Origin of the sequence: Natrialba sp. INN-245 (assembly GCF_009807105.1) — an archaeon.
Classification (GTDB): domain Archaea; phylum Halobacteriota; class Halobacteria; order Halobacteriales; family Natrialbaceae; genus Natrarchaeobius; species Natrarchaeobius swarupiae.
Map to the genome: position 1 here is coordinate 45,827 of NZ_WUBV01000044.1, position 18,649 is coordinate 64,475.

At 65.5% G+C, this 18,649-nt stretch carries 15 protein-coding genes; 10 read left to right on the plus strand and 5 right to left on the minus strand.

Features of this window, described 5'->3' with window-relative positions; translation table 11 throughout:
* Window positions 1-243: 243 nt before the first annotated feature.
* Window positions 244-630 carry a DCC1-like thiol-disulfide oxidoreductase family protein gene (locus tag GRS80_RS13595; protein ID WP_160048030.1) on the minus strand — a complete coding sequence of 129 codons (387 nt, stop codon included), beginning with the start codon at window positions 628-630 and terminating at the stop codon, window positions 244-246.
* 157 nt (window positions 631-787) lie between these two features.
* On the opposite strand from GRS80_RS13595, the gene GRS80_RS13600 reads away from it, so the two are divergent.
* Together GRS80_RS13600 and GRS80_RS13605 are read left to right on the plus strand one after the other, a co-directional pair.
* Entirely contained in the window at window positions 788-958 is a 171-nt protein-coding gene (locus GRS80_RS13600) for an HVO_0758 family zinc finger protein (RefSeq protein ID WP_160048031.1), read from the plus strand.
* Between the two features lie 207 nt (window positions 959-1,165).
* Entirely contained in the window at window positions 1,166-2,407 is a 1,242-nt protein-coding gene (locus GRS80_RS13605; protein WP_160048032.1) for a hypothetical protein, read from the plus strand.
* Between the two features lie 10 nt (window positions 2,408-2,417).
* Here GRS80_RS13605 and GRS80_RS13610 read toward each other — a convergent pair whose 3' ends face one another.
* Window positions 2,418-2,876, minus strand: a complete 459-nt coding sequence (locus GRS80_RS13610) for a hypothetical protein (RefSeq protein WP_160048033.1) — start codon at window positions 2,874-2,876, stop codon at window positions 2,418-2,420.
* A 250-nt stretch (window positions 2,877-3,126) separates the two neighbouring features.
* Between GRS80_RS13610 and GRS80_RS13615 the strand changes: the two genes are divergently transcribed.
* Window positions 3,127-6,852 (plus strand): N-6 DNA methylase, encoded by a 3,726-nt coding sequence (locus tag GRS80_RS13615; RefSeq protein ID WP_160048034.1) that lies wholly within the window; start codon window positions 3,127-3,129, stop codon window positions 6,850-6,852.
* On the opposite strand, the gene GRS80_RS13620 is transcribed toward GRS80_RS13615, so the two are convergent.
* Window positions 6,849-7,133: a HalOD1 output domain-containing protein gene (locus GRS80_RS13620; protein ID WP_343161581.1), complete on the minus strand. Its 285-nt coding sequence runs from the start codon at window positions 7,131-7,133 to the stop codon at window positions 6,849-6,851. The genes GRS80_RS13615 and GRS80_RS13620 overlap by 4 nt on opposite strands.
* A gap of 493 nt (window positions 7,134-7,626) precedes the next feature.
* Between GRS80_RS13620 and GRS80_RS20450 the strand changes: the two genes are divergently transcribed.
* Both GRS80_RS20450 and GRS80_RS13625 read left to right on the plus strand, forming a co-directional pair.
* Window positions 7,627-7,776, plus strand: coding sequence for a hypothetical protein (locus tag GRS80_RS20450; protein ID WP_200840393.1), 150 nt, complete (start codon window positions 7,627-7,629; stop codon window positions 7,774-7,776).
* Window position 7,777: 1 nt separating this feature from the next.
* Window positions 7,778-8,464, plus strand: a complete 687-nt coding sequence (locus GRS80_RS13625; RefSeq protein WP_160048035.1) for a triose-phosphate isomerase — start codon at window positions 7,778-7,780, stop codon at window positions 8,462-8,464.
* A gap of 31 nt (window positions 8,465-8,495) precedes the next feature.
* Here the strand turns inward: GRS80_RS13625 and nrfD are convergent, their stop codons facing one another.
* Window positions 8,496-9,821, minus strand: a complete 1,326-nt coding sequence (nrfD, locus tag GRS80_RS13630) for an NrfD/PsrC family molybdoenzyme membrane anchor subunit (protein WP_160048036.1) — start codon at window positions 9,819-9,821, stop codon at window positions 8,496-8,498.
* A gap of 214 nt (window positions 9,822-10,035) precedes the next feature.
* Window positions 10,036-11,280: an FAD-dependent oxidoreductase gene (locus tag GRS80_RS13635; RefSeq protein ID WP_160048037.1), complete on the minus strand. Its 1,245-nt coding sequence runs from the start codon at window positions 11,278-11,280 to the stop codon at window positions 10,036-10,038.
* Between the two features lie 262 nt (window positions 11,281-11,542).
* On the opposite strand from GRS80_RS13635, the gene GRS80_RS13640 reads away from it, so the two are divergent.
* From GRS80_RS13640 to GRS80_RS13660, 5 genes are all read left to right on the plus strand, one after another.
* Complete coding sequence (locus GRS80_RS13640; RefSeq protein ID WP_160048038.1) at window positions 11,543-12,142, plus strand: DUF6149 family protein; 600 nt, start codon at window positions 11,543-11,545, stop codon at window positions 12,140-12,142.
* Window positions 12,143-12,291: 149 nt separating this feature from the next.
* Window positions 12,292-13,557 carry an MFS transporter gene (locus GRS80_RS13645; protein WP_160048039.1) on the plus strand — a complete coding sequence of 422 codons (1,266 nt, stop codon included), beginning with the start codon at window positions 12,292-12,294 and terminating at the stop codon, window positions 13,555-13,557.
* 201 nt (window positions 13,558-13,758) lie between these two features.
* Complete coding sequence (locus tag GRS80_RS13650) at window positions 13,759-17,298, plus strand: methyl-accepting chemotaxis protein (RefSeq protein WP_200840394.1); 3,540 nt, start codon at window positions 13,759-13,761, stop codon at window positions 17,296-17,298.
* 100 nt (window positions 17,299-17,398) lie between these two features.
* Window positions 17,399-18,280 carry a homoserine kinase gene (locus tag GRS80_RS13655; protein ID WP_160048040.1) on the plus strand — a complete coding sequence of 294 codons (882 nt, stop codon included), beginning with the start codon at window positions 17,399-17,401 and terminating at the stop codon, window positions 18,278-18,280.
* A 6-nt stretch (window positions 18,281-18,286) separates the two neighbouring features.
* On the plus strand, window positions 18,287-18,613 hold the full coding sequence (locus GRS80_RS13660; RefSeq protein ID WP_160048041.1) for a hypothetical protein: 327 nt from the start codon (window positions 18,287-18,289) through the stop codon (window positions 18,611-18,613).
* The last annotated feature ends 36 nt before the right edge of the window (window positions 18,614-18,649 follow it).

Here is an 18,649-nt window from a genome sequence, read left to right on the forward strand (position 1 = left end):
CTCGAGCGACGGAGTTTCTCACCGACGGTCGCCGCCGTCTATCGATTCTCCAAAGCCGATGTCTGTCGTCTACAACATCAAGCGTGCTGTGAGCTATAGTAGCCACTGAAAGTCATTGCACACCCGATCGCCAGACAGATCGGCGATCGGTGTGTAAATCGTTTCAGTTGTTACTATAGGCAAATCCAACGGCGTATGGCGATTCACCACGGCCCCTGAGACGGACTCCGACGGCAGTCTGCATCAGGAATCGCCCGATTCGCGCCTGACCGGGGGCGTCGTCGAAACCACGCGTCCCAACAGGTCGCGGTTGTTCGCGGCCCACCGGTAGCCGCGCTCGCGCAGGCGTTCGTACTCCTCGAAGTTCCGCGCGAACCCGACGACTTCGTCGAGCGGATCGACGAGCCCCGAGTCGGTGAGAGCCCGTTCGATCGACGCCCCACAGGAGTGAACGCCGGTCTCGGTGACGAAGTGCGAACAGGACTCGTACTCGTCGGGCAACCGTTCGTACAGTTCGGGCGTCAGGTCGGAAAAGCCGACGATTCGGACGTCCGTCCGGCCGTCGACATACTCGGCCCACCAGGTGCAAAAGCCGCAGTCGTCGTCGAAGACGAGCGTCGGTTGGCCCATACTCGGAAAACGAGACCGAGACACAAACGTGTGGTCCCGACCGACCGCACCCGGTGGAACACCGTGGCGATACGCTCGGACGCTCGAGACGGAGTTCGATCCAGCCTGGACAGTTTCGGGAAATGTTTTTTGTCGTTCGGTAACCTATAACTCGAGTGTGAAGTCCGTCAGAGAAGGACTCCGAGAGGGCGAACTGGAGAAGGACACCTACGACAGGCTCGTCTGCGTCGAGAGCGGCAAGCAGTTGAAAACCAAGAACGATCCCGACTCGATCGAGACGATCCGCATCTGTCCCGAGACCGGGAAGAAGTGGAAAGAGGTCCGCTAACTGCTCGAGTCGGGGGCGAAGTCGTCGCGGTCGCGACGAGTCACCAGGTTTGCGTTCTCTTTACCCACGCCGAGGTTCGGGTACGCACCGCCCCGCCGTCAGAGTCGTCTGCTGTGAGCACTCGCGGTCACCATCGGTCGCCGACCGAACAGTACCGACGCCGGTATCCGCCGGAACAGTATTGACGACGGTATCCGATGGCATCCTATGGGCACTGCGACCGACTCGCTCTCGGAACCGCGGGTGCTCGCACACACCAAGCGACGGCTGTTTCCCGACGACGGGGCGGAGTCATCGTACGTCGTCGCCGACACCCAGTTCGCTCGAGAGGAGTGGCTCCCCGGCCAGCCGGTGGATCCGGCGGTTCGGGATCGACTCGCACCGTTCAACCACGTCCGGATCGGGGGCGGCTACCCCGACCTCGTGGGCGTGCGCTCGCTCGAGTCGGATCTCCTCACCGTCTCTCGGCTCGGCGACGAGCCGCCGCTGATCGCCGTCGAGGCGAAAGGGTACGCCAGCGGCGGCGTCGACACCCGCCTCGGCATCGTCCAGGCTCACGATCGGCTCCACGAGGCCAACGCCGCCTACGTCGCCGCACCGGTGGACGCCATCTCGGGAACCGATCGGACGCTCGCACGCGACCTGAACGTCGGCGTTCTCGGCATCGACGCCGGCGGCGACGTCGAGGTGCTCGAGACGCCGCGGATCGTCGGCAACCGCTCGACGAGCGAGGCGACGGCGCTTCGGTTCCAGGCCGGGGCCCAGGGCGTCGCGGACGCCTCCTTCGGACTCAATCACCCCAAAAACTACCTCGGCTATCCGCTGGCTCACTACGCCGACGGCGACACCGGCGCGCTCCTCTCGGCGTACGACGTCGTCAGTGCGGTCGACGACGCCAGACGCGGTGCCGCGTTCCTCGGACTGATCGAGGACGGTCCCAGGGTTGAACTGACCTCGCTCGGCCACGAGGTCGTCCGGTACGCGCGAGCCCGCTACGGCTCCGTCGAGTCCGCACTCGAAGAGTTCGCGGAGTGGTACCGCTCGAGCAAACGGTTCGTTGATCTGGCGCCCGGCTGGGGGCAGCTTGCTCGTCGGGTCGTCTTCGAGTATCCGGCGACGGAGCTCCTCGTGACCGAACTCCAGACGATGCACGACGACTGGCAACCCGAGCCGACGCTGGTCGAGTTCCTCACGCACATGCACGAACTCCACCCGACGTTCACCGTCGAACTGTTCGTCCGCGGCGACGAGGCCGTCCGCCGGCGCGTGCTGACCGACGATGGAGCGCTTCGACCGTCCGCCCTCGAGGACGGCTCCATCTACCACTCGCCGACGGTGTTCCAGCTGAAGGCGATGTTGTACCACACCGGGATCCTCACCGAACGCGGGAGCGAACCTCACCGCCTCGAGCCGACCGAGGACGTATGGGCGCTTCGAGAGCCACTCTGAGGACGACCGGTCACAGGACAGTACGGGTGTAGCCGACGGCGAACGCGAGCGCGACGAGCAACGTCACGATTCCGGCGAGCAGTTGGACCGGCGCGAGGATCACGAGTTCGTGGACCATGAGCGGATACAGCGTGAGCGGAACGCCCCACTGTCCGAACACCGTCAGCCCGACGATCAGCCCCCGCCGCCTCGAGAAGACGTCGTCGAGGACGAGCGAGTACAGAAACACGACGAGCGAGAGCCCGAGCACGTGGATGTGTGTCACCCGCATCCAGTGGGGGACGCCGTCGTGTGCGGTCGATATCATCGGGTCGAGGGTGAACATCTGGTAGACGCCGATGCCAAGCCCGAACGCGAATCCGAACAGCGCCGAAATCCGGAGTCGCGCGCCGTGTCGACTCGAGACTCCCATCACCGTGTTCGATCCACCCGCGGTATCGTCGGTCGTCGCGTGAGCGCGTGCGGTCATCCGTATCTGCAGCTACGTTTCACTGAAAATATATAAAACGTCCTATGGTCGCATGTCGATTTCTCCTCATCGCGTGCGTTCGGCTCTGTGTGGCTACAGGTATCGGCACGGAGGCTGACGGACGATTCGTCGGGCCGAACCGGTTGGAACGAAAGACTATACGGCTCAGTCGAATACCCCCTACCGTGTCGACGATTCACGGTCGAAGCGAACGAAACCGGCGAGCGACGAACGCCCTGCGCGTCTGACAATGCGCTGTGTTTCCGACGCCGTCACGAACGACGGTCTGTTCTCGGATGGGTATCTCGAGGCGGCGTTCTCGAAGCCGGTTGACCGCCCCGCCGACCCCGAAGACGAACGCCGGGCGATCGTCGCCGAGATCGCCGACGTCTGGAAACGCGAGCGATCGGACGCGCCGACGTACGACGTCGTCGACCTCGAGGAGGCGATCGTTCGGCCGATTCTCCGCGCCCTCGAGGTTCCGTTCGTCCGCGACGACCGCGAGCCACCGGCCGACCGGCCACGACGACGACCGGCGTACGCCATCGGCGACGGGGTTTCGTCCGTCGACGGGACGGACCCGCTCGAGCACGCGGTCGCCGTCGCGGACGTGCGGCGGTGGGGGCGGCCGTTCGACTCGCTCGCGTTCGACGCGGACGGTCACGGCGACTGTGAGCGCCCGTTCGAGCATCCGGGCCATCGAATGCGCGTGTTTCTCGAGGAGACGTCCGCCCGCTTTAGCGTGCTCACGGACGGCAGACGGTGGCGACTCTACGGCGCAGATGGACGAGTCGACGACTACTGCGAGGTCGACCTCGAGGCGGCCCTCGAGGCGGACGACCGCGTCGCACTCGAGCAGTTCGTCCGCCTGTTCGGTGGCGACGCGTTCCGCGAGGGCCCAGACGGCGCGTGTCCGCTCGACGTCGCCTCGACCGAGAGCGAAGAACTCGCCCGCGAACGTGTCCGGACGCTCCGGACGGACGTCTGCCGTGCGGTCGTCGACCTCGCGAGCGAGCGGTCTACTCGCGGCGATAGTACAGAACTCGGTCCCACCATCGACGCCGACGAGGTGGAACTCGAAGCGAGGTACGATCGCGCGGTTCGGGACGTCTTTCGGGATCTACTCGAGCGGTACGTCGACCGGACGGCTACGATCGGTGGCGACTCCGTCCAGCCGCCGATACCGTCGTTCGCCTCGGTAGCGGCCGGTGGCACACACTCGAGCGCGTCGACGTCGACGCCGCTCGAGACCGACGTCCCCCTCGATCGCCTCGAGAGCCGCCACCTGGGCCGTCTCTACGAGTCGACGCTCGAGTACGAACTCGCGATCGCCGAGAGCGAGCGGCCGGCCGCGGACGGGGAGTACGCGCCCGTTCGTGAAGACGTCGAAGGGCGAGAGGGGCTCCGCCCCGGCGACGTCTACCTGACCGCCGACTCGGGCGAGCGAAAGGCGAGCGGATCGTACTACACCCCGGATCGAGTCGTCGAGTACGTCGTCGAGTCCACCCTCGGTCCGCTCGTCGAGGACGTTCGTGAGGGACTCGAGCGGGACGATCCGGGGTTTGCGGACGCGTTCGTCGACGCTCTCCTCGAGCGGGCGATCCTCGATCCGGCCATAGGGACGGGTCGGTTTCTGACGAGCGCGGCCGAATTCCTCGTCCGCGAAATCGTCCACAGTCGGGAACGCCACGTTGCACGACACGGACTCGAGGCGGTCGATCCCCAACGCGGTGTCGCGTGGGCCCGGCGTCGAGTCGCCGCGGGGTGTCTCTACGGCGTCGATCTCGATCCCGTCGCGGTCGGCCTGGCGCGGGCCGCGCTGTGGGAGCGAGCTGGCGGGACGCCCGCGGTTCGGGACGCCCTCGAGTCCCACCTGCTCGCCGGTAACGCGCTCGTGGGGATGGACCGGAAACAGCTCGCCGACCTGGCATCGGCGCTGACCGACGATCCGTTTGAGCACGGCGAACCCGCGACCGACCTCTTGCTCGAGCACAGCGAGTCCCTCGACCGTCTCGAGCGGATCGCGAACGTGGCGACGGCACAGCGCTTCGACGCCGATCCCGAAGGAGAGACCGACGACGTGCCACCCGATGCGGTCGACCGCCTCGTGTCGGCGGCGACGACCGAGGACGAATACGAGTCTCTCGCCGGGACTGCCTGGTTCGAAGCCGCACAGCGACGCGCCGCCGTCGACCGGTACGTCCACTGGCCGCTCGCGTTTCCGGAGCGGTTCCTCGAGGCGAGCGGTTCCGGTCGAGCCGAGCCCGGATTCGACGCCGTCGTCGGGAACCCGCCCTGGGTCGCGACGGCGGGACGTGCGGACATCAGCGCGACGATCGACTCAACGCTCCGGTCGTATCTCTCGCGGTCGTTTGCGGCCACGGAGGGCCAGTTCGATCTCTACGTCGCCTTCCTCGAGCGTGCGGTTCGGCTGGCTCGGGACGGCCGCGTCGGGTTCGTCGTTCCCGATTCGATCCTGACCCGCGAGCAAAACGAGCCGATCCGGCGGCTCCTCATCGATCGGGCACCGCCGTCGCGAATCGTCCGCGTCGGGACCGTCTTCGAGGGCGTCGAGTCGGGAGCGGCAATCCTCGTCTGTGGGCCCGACTCGGAGACCGTCGCCTGTGGGGATGCGACGGAGAGCGACGAACCCGGGGGGCGCGAGGGGGCAGTCACCGATGGCACGGCGCTCGAGGGAGTCGCGACCGAGGAGATCCCACTCGAGACGTTCGCAAGCGAGTCCGCCGCCCGGTTCCTGATCTACCTCGACGAGACGACGCGAACGATCCTCGAGCGAATCGACGATCGGCCGCGGCTCTCGGCGCTCGCCGAGGTCGCACGCGGCGAGGAGGTGAGCAAGCGAGCGCCGCGTCTCGAGGACGAGCCGACGCCGGCGACGCAGCCGATCGCCCCTGGAAGCGCGATCGTTCGGTACGGACTCGACGAGGCCGAACTCCGGTACGTCGACCCCGACGACCTCGAGAAGCGAGCCGACCAGTATCGGAGTCCGAAACTCGTCTTCAGGCAGACGAGCGACTCGCTGGTCGGAACGTACGATCCGGACGGACTGGCGACGATCAAATCGGCGTACACCGTTCACCTCCGGTCCGAATCCATCTCAGAGACGGCCGATCGGGACGACGCGTACAAACACACCCTCGGGCTGCTCAACTCGCCGCTTTTGAACTACTATCTCCGGTACAGACACACCGCATACCGGTCGGTGTTCCCACAGATCAACCAGTCGACGTTCGAGTCGCTCCCGCTCGCGATGGGCGACGGACCCGATCCGGACCTCGTCTCCGCCGTCGACGCTCGGCTCGCAGCCACGGCCGAACGGAACGCGATCTCGGTGGATCTCGACGCGGCGCTCGGCGAGTACGACGACGGCACCCAACTGGACGCAGTTCCGGCGTATCGGGTCGAACCGGGCGTCGAGGGGACGATGCTCACCGAGACGACTACGGAGCGATCCGGACTCCGGATCGACTCGGTCGAGACGAAACGGGATCGACGCCTCCGCCGGGACGGCGACGTGGTTACGATATCGGTCCGACTTCGGTACAAGCCGGCGGACGACGGCACCGACACGGACCGGTGGGGGTACGCGACGACCGACCCAGTGCCGGCGATCAGATTCGTCGGTGTCGACGACGACCTCGCGCTGGCACTCGAGACGTTCGTCCCGCACGCCGTCGAGGTGGGTGACGGGTTCGCCGGCTTCAGGGCGGCCGCGACGCGAACGATCACGCCCCTCGAGCGGTTGAACGAACTCACGCTCCCCCGTCTCGGTCAGGTCGTCGCCGATCTCTCGCGGGTCGTCGAGCGCCGCGAACGGGCGAAGAAACTGGACGAACGTATCGCGTCGATCGATCGTCGGATTCACGAGCGCGTCTGCTCGCTCTACGACGTCCCAGCAAGCGAACGAGAACGCGTTCTGCGAGAGTGTGGAGCCGACTCCGATCCGTCCAGCTAGATCGAGGACTCGGTGTCTACTGTCCCGGATGCGTCGGTTCGACGAACGGTGTCGACGAGCGTGATCTCGATCCCATCGCCGCTCCGTTCGAGCAGAACCGTTCGACCGCCGTAGACGAATTCGATCTCGAGTGACTCCGTGCTCGATTCACAGACTGCATTGAGACCGTCGGGGTCGATCACCTCGTACAGCGGCTCGAGTTCGATCGGGTCCACGCCGTCTGTCCGGGCGATCAGGTCGACGATAGCCATGCTCGGTCGGATGTCGTCGGAGGGACTCACTGTCGTCGAGGGTCGGTTCTGGTTCATGAATGGTGATGTTGGGTCCGCCAGTAAAGAATATACCCCAATATTCCATCGACGAGCCGTCCGGGAAAATTAACGTTCCGGGAGCCCGAATTACGGAATTAGGGTGCCACCAGCGGTTCTGTTGTCGTACGATCGGAGTCTTCACGTAAACACGTTTCGGTACGGAGCGTCCCGCCAGAGAGTGAGACGATCCGATCGGGCGGCTGACGGCGTCTGATTGGGGAGTATACGGTGGAATCATACTGCCAGCCAGATTCCGGCCCGACCGAATCCCCTCGCTACGACCGAGACGATACCGCCGAGTCCGTCGTCTTGGACGCCGACCGTGTGCCGAAAGCGACCGAAAACGTCGTGTTCGACCAGCGACGATGTCCGAGCAAATCCACGCCACAGTCGGTCCCTGGCTATATGACTTTATGACTGGCCCACCTACGATACGTTCGGTGGGCGTCGACCCATCACACCCATGACCTACACGTTAGAGATCAGCGACGACCTCAAGGAACGACTCGACGATCACCTGGAGGAAGACGAGACACACGAGGAGTTCATCGAGGAACTCGTCTCGATCTACGAGACCGAGGGGGCGTTCCTCCAGGAAGGATACTCGGAGTGAGATGGGCCTCGAGTATCCTCACTTCTTGATCAACTTCAAATCGACAGCGGCGACGGTCGGACGGGACGGCCTCGCGTTCGCGGAGACGATCGACCGCGTGAGCGCGGACACCGGCCGCCGGTTCGTCGTCTCGCCACACCACTCCGACATTCGGCTGATCGCCGACCGGACTTCGCTTCCAGTCGTCGCGCAGTCGGCGACCCCGGCCGCGACCAGCGAGACGGGTGCGGTCACCTGCGAGGCGGTCGCCGCCGCGGGCGCGGACGGAATCTTCGTCAACCACCCGGAGAATCCGACGCCGTTTACGGCCGTCGCACGCACCGTCGAGCGGTGTTCGGAGTTGGGACTCGAGTCGATCGTCTGCGTGACCGATCGCCGGACGGCGCGGGCTGCACTCACACTCGAGCCGGACTGTCTGCTGTTCGAACGGCAGGCCGACGTCGCGGCGGACGACGCGACGATCCGAAGCGAGCCCGCACGGATCGACGCGATCGTCGACCTCGTCTCCCGCGAGCGACCCGAAACCGCCGTGTTCGTCGGGGGTGGCATCCGGACGGCTACCGACGTCGAGCGCGCGTTCGACCTCGGCGTCGACGCGACCGGCGCAGCGTCGGCCGCCCTCGAGGCCGACGACCGCGAGGCGTGGCTCCGGTCGATCGCGGCGGCGATTCCGCAATCTCTCGAGTGAGCTCGTCGGTAAATCGTTACAGTAACCCGCCTCAGTGTTCCTCGTCGGGGTGTTCCCGAAGGTGTTCGATCGCGTGAAGTTCGACGACGGGGACGACTTTGGCGACGATCAGGAAGAACAACACCACCATTCCGATCGTGCCGATCACCGAGGCGATCTCGATCAGACTCGGGAAGTAAACGCCGGGTGTCGCGCCGTAGATATCGAAGGTGGGGTACATCAGCCCCTCGACGACGAACAGGATCTTCTCGAGCAGCGTCGCCGTGAGGATGGCGACACCAGCGACGACGGCGCGGCGTTTCGCGAACAGCGAGGGTCGGATGGTCTGGGCGAAGATGTACGCGAGGACGATCGCGACCAGCGCCATCGAGACGATGTAGATCGGATGCTCGAGGGTCGCGGCCCAGGCGTACCCCATGTCGACCGGCGGGGAGAACGTGCCGGCGGTGACCTGCTGTAACTGGAGCCAGAGAAAGAGGAGGCTGAAAAAGCCGAGCCACAGCGTCAGTCCGCGGAAGATGTCGTCGGTGATGATGTGGTCCCAATCGTACGCCCGGCGGAAGCCGTACGAGAGGAGGATGACGCCGCTGATCGCCGACGTCAGCGCGATCGTCAGGAACTGGGGGCCCTGCACACCGCCGAACCAGCGGGGATAGGTCGGAAGCAACGCGAACAGCCACGGAATCACGCCGCCGTGGAGCAACAGCGGTGCCATGATGATGATCGCCAGCGCGAGCCACCAGACCATCCGCTGGACGACCTCGTCCTCCCGTTCGGAGTAGCCGACTGTCAACAGCGAGTAGATCGGTCCGAAGTGATCCGGAAGGTCGTCTCGCAGCCGACTGACGTCGTAGCGCAGCGTCAACATGAGATACGTCGCGGTCAACACGAAGTACGCCGTAATGACGGTCACGTCCCACACGAGCGGCGAGCCGTGAATGGTGATGTGGTAGTGTCCAACGATGCTCGTGACCATCCGATCGGGCCGCCCCAGGTGAACGACGATGTAGAAGCCGGCCGCCGAGAGTCCGGCGATCGTCAACAGTTCGGCGAGTCTGGCGACCGGCATGTACCGATCCATGCCGAGCAGGCGGACGGCCGCCGAGAGGATGATTCCGCCGTGGGCGATGCCGACCCACCAGATGAACGCGCCGATGTAGACACCCCACGTGACGCCACCGCCGGTCCCCCAGTCGGACAGCGCCGTAACGACCATCCCTTCGTACAGCTGGTAGAGCCAGCCCAGCAGAAACAGCGCGAACGCGAGCCCCGCGACGGCTGCCAACGCGTAGTACTTCGTCGACGTCTGTTGCATCGGCCTGAGGATGTCGGCCTCACTCGGCGATTTCGTACTCATTGTGACCGAATCCCGAAGACGTATTCCGGCCACGGGTTTCGAACCGAACGTTGCAATCGCAGGCCCGTTTCCTCGAGTCAGCGTTGAGACTGGTCGTTCAGAACCTGTGAAAATCACACGATCGCTACGCTCCCGGCAGTTCATCCGGCGGGAACGCCCACACGGGCGGAAACTCGTTCGCAAACGGGTTCGACGATTCAGTTCGCTCGCCGCGTTACTGTTCCTGGCTCTGGGCGGGTGCGAGATCGTCGAGGTCGACGGACTTTTCCATGAGAACGTCGGCCTGGTCGGCGACGACGCGCTGTTCGCGCATCAGCTGTTTGAACTTGCTCTGTGGGGAGAGGTCGCCGATCAGGACGCCGCCGACGATCTTGCCGTCTTTGAACGCGACGCGTCGCCACTCGGTGTCGCTGTAGCGGCGTTCGGCGTGTTCGTCGCCGAGCGTCGGGTGACCGAAGGAGAGAAACGGGAAGTCGAAGTGGGTAATCGAGTACGAGGAGACCCACTCGAAGACTTCGTCCTCGTCGTCGGCAGCCATGTTGACCGCCGCGACGCGACCCTGCTCTTTTGCCGACCCCCACGAGCCGTTCTGTGCCTGCTGGTCGAGCAAGACGTCGTAGAATCGCGTGATGTCGCCGGCCGCGTAGACGTCCTCGACGTTCGTCTGCATGTACTCGTCGACGACGATCCCGTTGTCCTCCTCGAGGCCCGCGCCGCGGAGGAACTCGGTGTTGAACGTCAATCCGATCGCGACGCCGGCCCAGTCGCACTCGTGCCGGTCGCCGTTCGGATCGATCGCGGCGGTCACGTGACCGTCGTCGTCGGTTTCGAACTGGCCGACGCCGCTGTCGAACACCGGTTCGACGCCGACGTCGCGCATTCCCTCGTGCATGATCTCCGCGCCATCGGCCGAGAGCGCGTAGCGCCACCAGCGATCGCCGCGCATGAGATACTTGCCGGAGACGCCCTGTGCGCCACAGACCGCCGCGAAGTCGATCCCGAGGAGACCGGCACCGACGACGACGGCTTCCTCGCCGGCTTCGGCGCTCTCGCGGATCCGCCGTGCGTCCTGGAACGTCCAGAAGTGGTGGACGCCGTCGGCGTCACTGTTCTCGACCGGAAGCTGGGTCGGCGTCCCGCCCGTCGCGACCAGCAGTTTGTCGTAGGAGATGTCCTCACCCTGGTGGATGCGAACGATCTTCTCGTCAGTGTCGACCGACGTTACGTGCGTGTTGAGCGAGAGATCGATGTCGCGCTCGTCGTACCACTCCTCGTCGTGAATCGAGATCGGCGCTTCGGGGAGCTTCCCTTTCGCGTGTTCTTTGATGAGAATCCGGTTGTACAGTGGCTCCCCCTCATCGGTGATGACGGTAATCTCCGAATCCGGGTCTTCCTCCCGGAGGGTCTCGGCAGCCGAACTGCCCGAGATCCCGTCACCGATGATGACGTACTGGGTCATATTCGGACCGTTCGTAATGCGGGTTAAAGTGGGTTGCTATCTCGTCTATTTTACCGCCCCTGGTGAACTGGTCGAACGATTGTCCGCTCGAACCGAATACGTTCACGCAATCATATAGTTCGATGCGTCATATCGCAGCCGTTGTTATCGTTGTAATTGTCACCGTTCTCGGCTCTCTTCTCCGAGAGAAGTCGACTGCGTATCGTGGCTGGTCACACCGGCGTCCGAACCGCTCTTTACGCTAGCCGCCCTACGCCGGGTCATGAAACTCCACCAGAACGCGCGCCACTTCGCCTCACGCAAGGCTCTCGAGACGCCGGTCGTCCGCTCGGTCGCGACGTCGGGTCTCGTCCGCCTGCACACGCGAGTATTCCTCGGCAAGGCCGATCCGGCCCACGCCGATGAACGCGAGGCCCACCTCGACGCCCTCTTCGAGGCGACGGTCGATAGCTATCTCCGGGCGCTCCAGGATGGTTACTCGGAGGCCCAAGCCCGCGAGATCACACACATCCAGGCGAACTTCGACTTCTACAACCACGGCTGGACCGAGATGATGGAGTTTCCGACGGACGAACTCGAGTCCCATTACGACCGCTACGGCGACTTCTTCGAGCGCTGGGACGTCACGATCGACGATCCACTGGGCCAGTTTGCGCCACCCGAGGGGCTACCGGAGGCACCGTCCACGCCCGAGCGACTCGAGGATCCGGACCACCCCCACGCGGAGGGCGGGTTCGCGGACGACGTCTACGTCGAAACCGAGGAGGGCGAGTTAGTCGTCGGCGATCGAGACGACATCGACGCCGACGAGGTCGACGTCTCGCAGGCGGTCGGAGTCGACGACGATCCGACCGGCGAGTAGTTCGTCGGGACGACGAATCGAGTCCCCCAGACGAGCGAACCAGACGGGTCGGGCCTCGTTCGAATCGACTCCGTTCGTGTCTAACGCTTCATATCTCGAGAGAGACTTCCAAGCGGCTAAGTGCGCTGCGTGCCGGGAACACGTAACGAATGGACGAAAACGATCGGTCGATCGCCGGATTTACGATGGCGGGTCACGCCCTCGTTCACTGGTTCGAGACGTCGATACCGATCTTTCTGGTCGTCTGGCTCGCCGAGTTCGACGTCACCATCGCGTTGCTGGGACTCGTCGTCGCGCTCGGTTACGCACCGTTCGGTCTGGGTGCACTCCCCGGGGGCATCCTCGCGGACCGCTACGGGACCAAGCGGCTGATCGTCCTCTGTCTCGCCGGGATGAGCCTCTCGTTTTTCGTCCTGTCGGTCGCGACGTCGATCTACGCGATCGCCGCCGGCCTGCTTCTGTGGGGGATCGCCGCGAGCGTCTACCATCCGGCCGGACTCTCGCTCATCAGCACGGGAGTCGACGATCGTGGGACGGTCTTCGCCTGGCACGGCATCGCCGGTAACGTCGGCATCGCGCTCGGCCCGTTCGTCGCGGCGACGCTGTTGATCGTCCTCGAGTGGCAACTCGTCGCGGCGCTGCTCGCCGTTCCCGGACTGCTCGCAGTGGCGTACGGGCTGACGGCCCAGTTCGATCCGACCGCAGCGGTCGAAGACGACGTCGATGCCGGTCCAGCAGAGGCGCTGTCGCTATCCGACCTGCTGGAGAACTCACGGGCGCTGTTCGCGAGCGCGTTCGCGATCGTCTTCGTCATCGTCACGTTCGAAGGGCTGTACTATCGGGGAATGCTCACCTACCTGCCGGAGATCCTCCACGGGTTGCCGGCGATGGACGCCCTCGCCGTGCCCGAGGTCCTCGAGGGGATCTCCCCGGCCGACTACATCTACGTCGGGCTGCTCGTCGTCGGGATGGCGGGACAGTACGTCGGCGGGAAGTTGACCGACCGCGTCTCGCCCGATCGTGGGCTGGCCGGTCTCTTCGTCGTTCTCACCGTCCTCGCGGTGGCGTTCGTCCCCGTCACCGGCATGGGTCTCGGTGCGATCGTCGCCCTCTGTGCCGTCTTCGGCTTCTTTCTCTTCGCGATTCAACCGTTCTACCAGAACGCCGTCGCCGTCTACACCCCGCCGGATACGCGCGGACTCTCCTACGGCTACACATACCTCGGCGAGTTCGGCCTCGGCGCGGCCAGTATCGCCGTCGCCGGCTTCGTCCTCGAGGGGTTCTCGACCGCCGCCTTCTTCGTCCTGATCGCTGGCTTCGCCGCCGCGGGCGCAGTCCTTTCGGCCGCCCTGGCGGCCGGACTGGGACGCTTCCTTGAGGCGAGCCCCGATAGTGCAACCGGGTTGAACGAGTGATCGGCGACGACACCACCCGTTACCGGGCGTCCCGCTCGATCGGTCGACAAACATATCTACATTCGAGGTGGAACGACACTGCGGAGAGAAGCGGATCCCACCGACAACAATCAAATAGTTGTCTTTTCGGCCAGCTGGTTATCAGCTTCGATAACCGTGGATTACCATTTATGTGGTGACGCCATCACCCGTTCGATATCAATGAGTTTCCTTCGACGGCTGGTGCCGGCGGCCATTCGACGCAGATACACGGTCAAGTTCACGATCGTGCTCCTGTGTCTCGGGCTGATGGTCGGGCTCATCGGGTTCGCCGCGACCGTCGTCGTCACCGACGAGGTAGAAGACCGCGTCGAGGCGGACCAGCTCTCTCTCACCGAACAGGACGCACAGGGACTACAGCAGTGGCACGAACGGAACGAACGAACGGCGGCGATGCTCGCCACGTCGGACGCCGTCGCGAGTGACGACCCCGACGCGGTCGAACGACAGTTCATAGAGTGGGACCAGCGCCTCGGAGAGCAAGCGGTCGCGATCAGCTACGTCGATACGACGAACGCGACCGTCGTCGCGAGCACCGACGGCGCGCTCGTGGATCGGTCGCTCGCTGATCTCGACGGGATCGACGGCGACGCGACGAGCCAGGCCACCACCGACGAGGCGTGGGTCTCGAGCCCGTACGTCGGCGACGACCTCGAGGCAGAGAACGTGGTCGTCAGCTACGTTCTTCGGTCGCCAGAACACGACGATCGTGCGATCGTTTACACCGTCGACGTCGAGTCCGTCGGCACGCAACTCGCCGGAAGCGGGTCCGCCGTGACCGTCGTCGTCGACGGGAACGACGAGATCGTCCTCGACAGCGCGGGCTACGCCGGGGGTGAGACTCTCGGTGCCGAGTACGACGGCAGCGCCGCCGACTGGATCCGCACAGACGGCGCGGCCACGAGACAGGTTGCCGGCGGGAGCGCGAGTGTTCTGGACGCCTACGGGTTCGGAACGGAAGACTACGTCGTAAGCGGCGCACCGGTCGAGGGCACCGACTGGGTCGTCCTCACACACGAACCGCGAAGCGCGGCCTTTGGCTACCTCTCGCTAGTCGACGAGCAGGGACTCGCGGCCGCCGCTGGCGGTCTCGTCGTCTTCGTCGGACTGGTCGGCGTCGTCCTCGGACGAAACACCACGTCGTCGATCGACCGACTCACCCGGAAGGTACACGAGATGGAACAGGGCAACCTGCAGGTCGAGTTCGAGACCAAACGGATCGACAGTGTCGGAACGCTCGCCGACGGTCTCGCCTCGATGCGCGACACGTTGAGCGATCAGATTCAGGAAGCCGAAACTGCCCGCCAGGACGCCGAACGCGAGCGAGAACGAGTCGAAGAGATCAACGACCGCCTCGAGCGAAACGCCGACGAGTACAGCGAGGTGATGGCCGCGGCCGCCGAGGGTGATCTGACCGCCCGGATCGACGCCGACGGCGAGAACGAGGCGATGGACGCCATCGCCACCGACTTCAACGGGATGTTAGAGGAGATCGAGCGCACCGTCGCGGAGCTGAACCGGTTCGCCTCGTCCGTCGCGCTCGCCTCCGAGCAGGTGACCGCCTCGAGCGAGGAGGTTCGCTCGGCGTCCGAACAGGTCACCGAGTCGGTCCAGGAGATCTCGGAGGGCGCAGACCAGCAAAACGAGTCGCTGCAGGCCGTCGACGGCGAGATGGACCTGCTCTCGACGACGACCGAAGAGATCGCCGCCTCCTCGAACGAGGTCGCCGACATCGCAGAGCAGACGGTCGAAACCGGCCAGAGCGGCCGGACGGCTGCACGAGCGGCGATCGAAGCGATGAACGAGATCGAAGGCGAGTCCGAGGGTGCCGTCGCCGAGATCCAGCGCCTCGAGGAGGAAGTCCAGCAGATCGACGAACTGATCGCGACCATTTCCGACATCGCACGCCAGACCAACATGCTGGCGCTGAACGCCAATATCGAGGCCTCACGCTCTGCGAGTGGCGACGACGAGGAAGGGTTCTCCGTCGTCGCCCAGGAGGTCAAAGAGCTCTCCGAGGACGTCGCCGCCGCGGCGAACGAAGCCGAGGCGCGACTCGAGGCGATCCGCGAGCGGACGGAGGTCTCGGCGGCCGAAGTCGAGGGAACCAGTTCGCACATCGAGGACGCGAGCGAGCAGGTCCAGGCGGCCGTCGAAGCGCTCGAGGAGATCGCCGACCTGGCCCAGGAGACGAACAGCGGGGTCCAGGAGATCTCCGCCGCGACCGAAGAACAGGCCGCGTCGACCCAGGAGGTCGTGGCCATGGTCGGCGAGGTGGCGACGATCTCCCAGCAGACGAGCACGCGTTCGGAAACTGCCGCCGCTGCGGCCCAAGAGCAGACCAGCGCGCTGACGGAGGTGACGAAGTCGGCCTCGCGACTGGCCGAGCAGTCCTCCGAACTGTCGGCTGCCCTCGATCGGTTCGCCACCGACGTCGACGAGGACGACCTCGCGGTCGACCCCGAGGCGACGCTCGAGGATCTCGCGTTCGACGCGGAGTCCGCGCTCGAGGACGCTGATACGGACGAAATTACAGACGAGGGCGACCAGGTAGTCGCAAGCGAGGGCGCCGAAGGGGAGACCGAGCAGGCACTCGACGACGTGGCTCCAGGAACGGATCACGCGGACGACGAGCCTGCGGACGGTGAGCCGTCTCCGACGGAGGGCGACGGCGATCCGCTCGCGGCCGCGCCGGCGACCGGCGAGGAGACGGACACAGCGAGTGACGACGAGGCACCGACCGATCTGGCGGACGGCATTACGTTTGCGGCCGACGATGCCGCCGACGGCGACCGGCCCGATCCGCTGGCGAACGAGTCGCCACCTGACGAGGCCGAACCAGCTTCTGACGAGGCCGAATCCCCCTCCGGCGAACGCGAAACGGACGCCGCCCCCCTCGAGATGAACGAACCGATCGCGGACGACACCGTCGATCTCACGGTCGAGGAGGATCCGCTCGGGGATGGCTTCGCGGACGGCGAACCGGCCGAAACGGCGGAATCGGTCGACGGAAACGCTGAGACGACTGACTCGAGTGACTCGGAGGCGACCACCGACGTGAGCGACCCGCTTGCGGCCGGTAGCGACGATCCCGTCACATCCGACCCGCTCGTGGAAGCGGACGACGACGGGTTCGCGGACGAGGAGCCCCTTACCTCGAGCGACGGGCCGTCGGTCGAGGATCCGCTGCAGGAAGGCGATCTCGTTGATTCCGACTGGAGCGGCGACTCGTCGACCGTCGACGACCCCGTCTCGGAGCCTGCCTCGAATCTCGAGGTCGAAGAAGACGACGCCGTTGCCGATGAAACCGAAGCGCACGGCGGAGACGACGATTCGACGGAGTGGGACGAAAGCCGTGATGTGTTGGACGACTCGCCGGAGAGCATCGACCCACTCGCGGACACCGGGGTCGAATCCGAGACGACCGAGGGATCCCTGCCGGACGACGAATCCGGCGGCGACGACTCCGCGGACTCGTTGACCACCGAACCGGAGGAGTGGAACCCGTTCACTGACGGCGACGAGATGGACCAGGTCGATCCGTCGGAGACCGGTGAGGGCGGTGACGATCTCGAGGAGTCGGCCGAAGCCGAACGGGACGACGCCGAGCGAGAGGACGACGAGTCCGAAACCGACGAGGACGCCTCGATGGTCGAGAACACCGACGACGTGTTCACGTTCGGCGGGACGACAGAAGAGTAGCGCCGAACGCGGAGCCGACGGATCTGTCGAACGATGGAGACGGCCCGTGCTCCCGTCGTCGTTCGCTACCTTTTTGCCTGCACTGTGGCAAGAAATCTGCATGCTTACCGTGCGGGCTCCAGCGACGAGTGCGAACCTCGGGAGCGGCTTCGACGTCTTCGGCGTCGCGCTCGGAGCGCCCGCCGACGTGGTTCGAGTCGAGCGCGCGCCGGAAACGACGATCTCGATCACCGGGGCCGGCAGCCAGTACATTCCCGAAGACCCGAAGAAGAATACAGTGGGTGCAGTCGCCGAGGCGCTCGACGCGCCGGCACGCATTCGAATCGACAAGGGCGTTCGCCCCTCCTCCGGGCTCGGCTCGTCGGCCGCCAGCGCCGCCGCCGCCGCCGTCGCGTTGAACGAACTCTACGATCGCGGCCTCACACGCGAGGAACTCGTACCGATCGCCGCCGAGGGCGAGGCGCTCGTCTCCGGCGAAGCCCACGCCGACAACGTCGCGCCGTCGTTGCTCGGTGGCTTTACCGTCGTGACCGACGGCGGTGTCACCCAGGTCGACACGTCGATCCCTCTCGTGGCCTGTCTCCCCGAAATCACGGTCTCGACGCGGGACGCACGCGGGGTCGTCCCCGAGCACGCCCGGATGGGCAACGTCGTCGACACCGTCGGCAACGCCGCCACGCTCGCGGTCGGGATGGCACGGAACGATCCCGAACTCGTCGGGAAGGGAATGGCCGACGAGATCGTCACTCCCGAACGAACCGCACTCATCGACGGTTACGCACAGGTTCGCGACGCCGCCCTCGAGGCGGGTGCGACCGGCGTCACCGTAAGCGGCGCTGGGCCCGGCGTGCTCGCGGTCTGTCACCACGCCGATCGTCGAGCGATCGCCGCAGCGATGCTCGACGCCTTCGACGCGGCCGGTATCGAGAGCCGGGCCTACCAGACCACGGTCGGGCCCGGCGCTCGGCTCTACACCGACTGAGCGACGATGGGCGCCCGAACCGACGGCGCGTTGGCCGTGGTGGTGTTGACCGCTGCACTCGTCGCGTTCGTCCTCGTCGGGGCCACCCCGTCTCTGCCTGCGTTCTTGCTCGGAGCAGCCGCGACGGTTGGTTTCGAGCTCGTCGCCGCTCGCGATCCCGAGACCGTTCGAAAGTACTGGGAGCGGCGGCCGGTCCAGTTCGCTGCCGTCGTCGTCGCGCTCGCGATCGTGGGAGTCGGCACGACGGTCGCACCGTCGAGCGTGTTGTCGGCGATTTCGGGAGCGCTCGTGATGTATCTCGCCTTTCTGATGGTCGTCGTCGCCGGATCGTAACGGCGGTAATTCCGTCTCTCCGGGCGTTTTGCGCCG

Excerpts from the sequence above, each read along its gene's own strand:
- GRS80_RS13595 (WP_160048030.1), bottom strand. The coding sequence starts at position 630 with ATGGGCCAACCGACGCTCGTCTTCGACGACGACTGCGGCTTTTGCACC.
- GRS80_RS13605 (WP_160048032.1), top strand. The coding sequence starts at position 1,166 with ATGGGCACTGCGACCGACTCGCTCTCGGAACCGCGGGTGCTCGCACAC.
- GRS80_RS13610 (WP_160048033.1), bottom strand. The coding sequence starts at position 2,876 with ATGACCGCACGCGCTCACGCGACGACCGACGATACCGCGGGTGGATCG.
- GRS80_RS13615 (WP_160048034.1), top strand. The coding sequence starts at position 3,127 with ATGCGCTGTGTTTCCGACGCCGTCACGAACGACGGTCTGTTCTCGGAT.
- GRS80_RS20450 (WP_200840393.1), top strand. The coding sequence starts at position 7,627 with ATGACCTACACGTTAGAGATCAGCGACGACCTCAAGGAACGACTCGAC.
- GRS80_RS13625 (WP_160048035.1), top strand. The coding sequence starts at position 7,778 with ATGGGCCTCGAGTATCCTCACTTCTTGATCAACTTCAAATCGACAGCG.
- nrfD (WP_160048036.1), bottom strand. The coding sequence starts at position 9,821 with ATGAGTACGAAATCGCCGAGTGAGGCCGACATCCTCAGGCCGATGCAA.
- GRS80_RS13635 (WP_160048037.1), bottom strand. The coding sequence starts at position 11,280 with ATGACCCAGTACGTCATCATCGGTGACGGGATCTCGGGCAGTTCGGCT.
- GRS80_RS13640 (WP_160048038.1), top strand. The coding sequence starts at position 11,543 with ATGAAACTCCACCAGAACGCGCGCCACTTCGCCTCACGCAAGGCTCTC.
- GRS80_RS13645 (WP_160048039.1), top strand. The coding sequence starts at position 12,292 with ATGGACGAAAACGATCGGTCGATCGCCGGATTTACGATGGCGGGTCAC.
- GRS80_RS13650 (WP_200840394.1), top strand. The coding sequence starts at position 13,759 with ATGAGTTTCCTTCGACGGCTGGTGCCGGCGGCCATTCGACGCAGATAC.
- GRS80_RS13655 (WP_160048040.1), top strand. The coding sequence starts at position 17,399 with ATGCTTACCGTGCGGGCTCCAGCGACGAGTGCGAACCTCGGGAGCGGC.
- GRS80_RS13660 (WP_160048041.1), top strand. The coding sequence starts at position 18,287 with ATGGGCGCCCGAACCGACGGCGCGTTGGCCGTGGTGGTGTTGACCGCT.